The organism is Novosphingobium sp. 11B (genome assembly GCF_054589055.1).
Map to the genome: position 1 here is coordinate 13,092 of NZ_BAAILP010000217.1, position 5,050 is coordinate 18,141.

Annotated in this window: 4 protein-coding genes; 2 read left to right on the plus strand and 2 right to left on the minus strand. The window is 66.1% G+C overall.

Annotated features, from left to right (window positions below):
• Both ACYPYD_RS19805 and ACYPYD_RS19810 read right to left on the minus strand, forming a co-directional pair.
• Nucleotides 1–845 (minus strand): alpha/beta fold hydrolase (locus ACYPYD_RS19805; protein WP_459665015.1); only part of this gene is annotated, 845 nt, incomplete at its 3' end.
• A 147-nt stretch (nucleotides 846–992) separates the two neighbouring features.
• Nucleotides 993–3,338 carry a TonB-dependent receptor gene (locus ACYPYD_RS19810; protein ID WP_459665018.1) on the minus strand — a complete coding sequence of 782 codons (2,346 nt, stop codon included), beginning with the start codon at nucleotides 3,336–3,338 and terminating at the stop codon, nucleotides 993–995.
• Nucleotides 3,339–3,449: 111 nt separating this feature from the next.
• Here ACYPYD_RS19810 and ACYPYD_RS19815 point away from each other — a divergent pair, with 111 nt between their 5' ends.
• A complete protein-coding gene (locus tag ACYPYD_RS19815) occupies nucleotides 3,450–4,067 on the plus strand; it encodes a TetR/AcrR family transcriptional regulator (RefSeq protein ID WP_008832930.1) in 618 nt (205 codons plus the stop codon).
• A gap of 232 nt (nucleotides 4,068–4,299) precedes the next feature.
• Nucleotides 4,300–4,938 carry a L,D-transpeptidase family protein gene (locus ACYPYD_RS19820; protein ID WP_211149725.1) on the plus strand — a complete coding sequence of 213 codons (639 nt, stop codon included), beginning with the start codon at nucleotides 4,300–4,302 and terminating at the stop codon, nucleotides 4,936–4,938.
• The last annotated feature ends 112 nt before the right edge of the window (nucleotides 4,939–5,050 follow it).

The following is a 5,050-nucleotide window of genomic DNA, read 5'->3' on the forward strand; positions in this document are numbered from 1 at the left end:
AACGCCTCGATCGCGGCCAGCGCCACCGGCTCGTCGAGGATCGGGGCGTGGCCGACGCGCGGCACTTCCACCGCCGCATAAGGTCCCGAATGGCGGCGCGCCATCTCTTCCACCGTGGCGGTGCTCAGCAAGTCCGAGAGTGCACCGCGCACCACCAGCACCGGCACCGCACCCAGCAGTTCCCACAAGGGCCACAGGTCCGGCGGCACGGTCTGCGGGTCATCTCCCGCGATGCTTTCGGAAATCGCCGGGTCATATGCGAAGGAGACGGTGCCGTCGGCGTTCTCCCGGGCGATGCGGCGGGCGAAGGCGTCCCACTGCGCTCCGCCAAAATCAGGGAAGGCCGGGGCATTGATGGCGCGGGTGCGGGCGGCAGCCTCGGTCCAGTCGGCCATCTTGCCTCCGGGTCCGACGTAGCCCTGTATCCGCGCGAGGCCCGCCGGGTCGAGCACCGGGCCGATGTCGTTAAATATCGCCGCCTGCGCGAGGTCAGGCCGCAGCGCCTGCATCACCATCGCCATGAGCCCGCCCATGGAGGTGCCGACCAGACCGGCGCGGCTGACGCCAAGGTCATCCATCAGCGCCAGCATGTCCTGCGCATAGACGTCCGGCCGGTACTGTGCGGGGTCCGGATCCCACTGCGAGGCCCCTCGCCCGCGCTGGTCGGGCACGATCATGCGGTAGCGCCCGGCGAGCTTGTCCAGCAGCGGCTCGAAGTCCGCGCTGTTGCGGGTAAGGCCGTGCATCATCAGCATCACGGGCGCACCCTCGTGTGCAGGGTAGTCCCGGGCGACGAGGTCGAGCCGGCCGTCGGCGCTACGATAATGATGGACGCGGTAGTCCATGAAATGTCCTTTCAATGGGCGGCTGCCCGACCTCTTCTATCCCGTCATCCCCGCGAAGGCGGGGACCCATCTGACGGAAGTGCAACAGACACCGTCAGGAGTTGGGTTCCCGCCTTCGCGGGAATGACGGGAAAAGGGATGCTCCCCTCAGAACTCCAGCGTCGCGGTCGCGAAAACCTGGCGCGGGTTGCCGTAATAGGCGGTCAGCGTGCCCTCGGTGCCGAGCGAGGGAATGAACCGGCCGTTGGGTGCCGTCAGGAGCGCCCCGGTCACTGGGTTGGTCGCCAGGAACGTGTAGCCCGAGGTCTTGTAGCGCTTGTCGAACAGGTTCTTGCCGTGGACGCCAAGGCTCCAGCGGCCGCCCGGCGCAGTGTAGACGAGGCTCGCATCGACCAGCCCGAAACCCTTCTGGTCGAGATAGGGGTTGGGAATCTCGAACTGGTAGACCTTGCTGCGATACGAGTAGGTCGTGCTGAGATCGAGATCGCCACCGCCCACCGGCGTCGAGTAGGCGAGCGTGCCGCTGGCGGTCCACTTCGGTGTGTTCTGCACCTTGCGGTACTGCGCCACGTCGGTCGGAGTGGAGGCGATGTTGGCGATATATTCCTTGTACTGCGCATCGATATAGCCGAGCGCGCCCGACAGGCTCAGCCGGTCGCCCGAGGACATCAGGTCACGCCCCAGCCGCGCGTTGGCTTCCAGTTCGAAGCCCTTGAAGCGCGCCTTGCCGGCGTTGGTGATGACCCCGCAGAAGGTCGGCAGCCCGCCCACGGTGCAGCCCGCCGAACCGGGAATCTGCACGTCCTTGTAATCCATGTAGAATCCGGCCGCCGCGATGTAGAGCCCGCCGCCGAAGAAGTTGCCCTTGTAGCCGACCTCGTAGCTGTCCACCGTCTCCGGCTGGAAGCTCAGGTAATCGGCGATCTCGGCGTCGGTAGGTGCACCCGGCGTAGCCGCAGGCGCGTTGACGCCGACGCCGCGCGGGTCGAAGCCGCCGCCTTTGAAGCCCTGGCTGTAGCTTGCATAGATGTTGTGGTCCGGCGTCGGCTTGAAGCTGAGCGAGGCGCGCGGCGTGAACTTGTCGAACTTCGCCTTGCCGGAGAAGTTGGTGCTCGGCGCGCCAAGCGGCACTCCCGCCCCGCCGAATACCGGCGAGCCGCCGCCAAGATAGTTCTGCCGCAGGATCTGCGCCTTGCGCTCGTCCCAGGTATAGCGCCCGCCGACCGCGAGGCTCAGTTGTTCGGTGAAATCGAACGTGAAATCGCCGAAGATCGCGAAAGTATTCGTATCGACGTTGGCGCGGGTGAACGCGGTCAACCCGTTGAGCGCGGTGAACAGGCGCACGTCGAAGTCGGTGTCGGCCTTGGCGGTCAGGTAATAGGCGCCCAGCAGGCCCTGCACCATGCCGCCATCGTCCCACAGCAGCTGGACTTCCTGGCTGATCTGCTCGTTGCGATAGTAGGCGGGCACGTCGACGTCGACGGCGGGCAGCGCATCGAAGTCGATCGGCGAGGCGGAGTTGTCCTTGCGCCACGAACTGATCGAGCGGAACGTCAGCGCGTCAGTGAGTTCGGCGGTGGCATTGATCGCGAGGCCGTAGGCTTCCACCACCTGGCGCGGATCGTTCAGGCCGCCGCGCGTGTCGTAGACGTCGTCCAGCACCGGCGCGCCCGAGACGTAGCCCGGGATCAGGCGGTGACCGCCGCGCGCATTGGACTTGTCCTTGGTGTAGTCGCCCGAGATGCGGATCAGCACCGGCTCGCCATAACCGCCGATGTCGACGCTGGCGCGGCCCGCCCAGATGTCCTTGTTGTAGTTGTCCTGCCCCGTCGTCAGGTTCTTGCCGAAGCCCCCGCGCGACAGCCGCGCCACCGACCCGCCGACGCGGATGAGGTCGCTGACCGGCGCGGAGGCGGTGGCGATGAGGTCCGCCTGATCGTAGCTGCCGTAAGTGCCCTTCACCTTGAAGGAGAACTCCTGCGGCAACTGCTTGGTCACGTACTTCACCGCGCCGCCGATGGTGTTGCGGCCGTAGAGCGTGCCCTGCGGACCGCGCAGCACCTCGATCCGCTCGACATCGTAGATATCGAGTACGGCGGCCTGCGGGCGGTTGAGGTAGACGTCGTCGAGGTAGATGCCCACGCCCTGCTCGAAGCCCGAGACCGGGTCCTGCTGGCCGACGCCGCGGATGAAGGCCGACAGCGTCGAGTTGGTCCCGCGCGAGGGCTCCAGCGTGACGTTGGGCGAGACGTTGGCGATTTCGGTGATGTCCACCGCGCCGGACTTGGCCAACTGGTCGCCGCTGAAGCTGGAGACGGCGATCGGCACGTCCACCAACCGCTCCTCGCGGCGCCGCGCGGTGACGATGATGTCGCCGCCCTCGGCAGCGGCTTGCGCTGCGGGGGCGCTGTCCTGCGCGTTCGCAGGCGTCACGAAGCCGCCCGACAGAGCCAGCACACTCGAGGAAATCGCGAGAAATCGCACCCTTCGCATCACAGTCACTCCCATTCACGCTTCTTGTTGGCGATCTGCATATTGATAGTTGAATCGATTTTCAACTTTGAAAGTTTGCCATGGGCCACGGTCCGTTCTAACTGTGTCATCGTGAGCACAGAGCAGCCCTCCGCCGAAGGTTCGGCCAGCAAGATCCCGCGCACCGAGCGCGGGCGGCGCACCTTGCGCAAGCTGCTGGACGCGGCCGCGCTCGAATTCGGCGAGCATGGCTTTCACGAAGCCTCGATCACCGGCATAACCCGCAGGGCGGGAACAGCGCTGGGCAGTTTCTACACGTACTTCAATTCCAAGGACGAAATCTTCCGCGCGCTGGTGGACGACCTCTCGGGCAAAGTGCGCGAAGCGGCGCGCAACGCCCGGCAGCAGGACCTGCCCGCGCTGGAGACCGAGCGCGCCTCGCTGATCGGCTTCCTGCGCTTCGCGGCCGAGCACAAGGAAATCTACCGAATCATCGACGAGTGCGAATTCGTCGATCCGGCCAGCTTCCGTCAGCATTACCAGTCCACCGCAACCCGCATCCGCGAACGCCTTTCCGAAGGCATCCGCAAGGGCGAACTGCGCGAAGGGCTGGGCGAGGCGCATGCCTGGGCGATCATGGGAATGAACGTGTTCCTCGGCCTGCGCTACGCGGTCTGGGATGATGCGGAGGCGGAGGAGATCGCGGAACTGGCGAACTCGATCCTGCGCGAGGGGATCGTGAAGCGTTAGCTTACGGCGCGCCCACCCCGTCCGGCTAGGCAGCAAGCCGCCAAGCCTCCCGGCCCTCCCGCAAGTGGGAGGGCGAACACCCCTTTCTTCTCCCCTCCCGCTTGCGGGAGGGGCCGGGGGTGGGCCTGCCTTCCTTCTCTGTCCACTTATACTGGCACCTAACCGCCATTTACGCGATGCTAAGGCAGTCCTGCCAGAAGCGGATTCGCCAAAGGAATCGGAACAATACCAAGTGGACGCGCGCATCTTCCTAGCCTCGGGCTTCGTCGCCCTTGCCGCCATCGCCGGCGTGCTGATCGTCGCAGCCGAGCCCGAAAAGCCCGCACCCGCATCGCTGGCCGAAGCAAAGCTCTCGCAAGCCGCGCCCAAGCCTGCCGCGAAACCATCGGTCCCCGCGAAGGACGAGCCCTTCGTCATCAAGCGCATCCTGCCGATCAAGGGCGCGATAAGGTACGGCGAATGGCACTGGGACGAGCATGACGTGCCCCCCGGCCCGATCGTCGTCACCGTGGACCTCGAGGCCCGCGTGATCTCGGTCTTCCGCGGCGGCTACGAAATCGGCGCGGCAGCGGTGCTGCTGGGCACGGCGGACAAGCCGACACCGCTGGGGATCTTCCCGATCACCCAGAAGGACAAGGACCACGTGTCCAACATCTACACCGGTGCACCGATGCCCTACATGCAGCGCCTGACCAACGACGGCATCACCCTGCACGGCTCCGACGTGGCGCTGGGCTATGCCAGCCACGGCTGCGTTGGCATGCCCGACGCCTTCGCCGCGAAGCTGTTCGACACCACGAAAATCGGCGACAAGGTCTATATCACCAAGGGCAAGCAGGTCGGCATGGGCGATAATCTGGCCGGGGGCTGAGCACAGCCCACCCCTGCCCCCTCCCGCAAGCGGGAGAGCGCAGTGTTCGCCCTCCCGCTTGCGGGAGGGCCGCGAGAGTTGGCGACGTATCGCCTACTCGCAGCGGGGTGGG

Excerpts from the sequence above, each read along its gene's own strand:
- ACYPYD_RS19810 (WP_459665018.1), bottom strand. The coding sequence starts at position 3,338 with ATGCGAAGGGTGCGATTTCTCGCGATTTCCTCGAGTGTGCTGGCTCTG.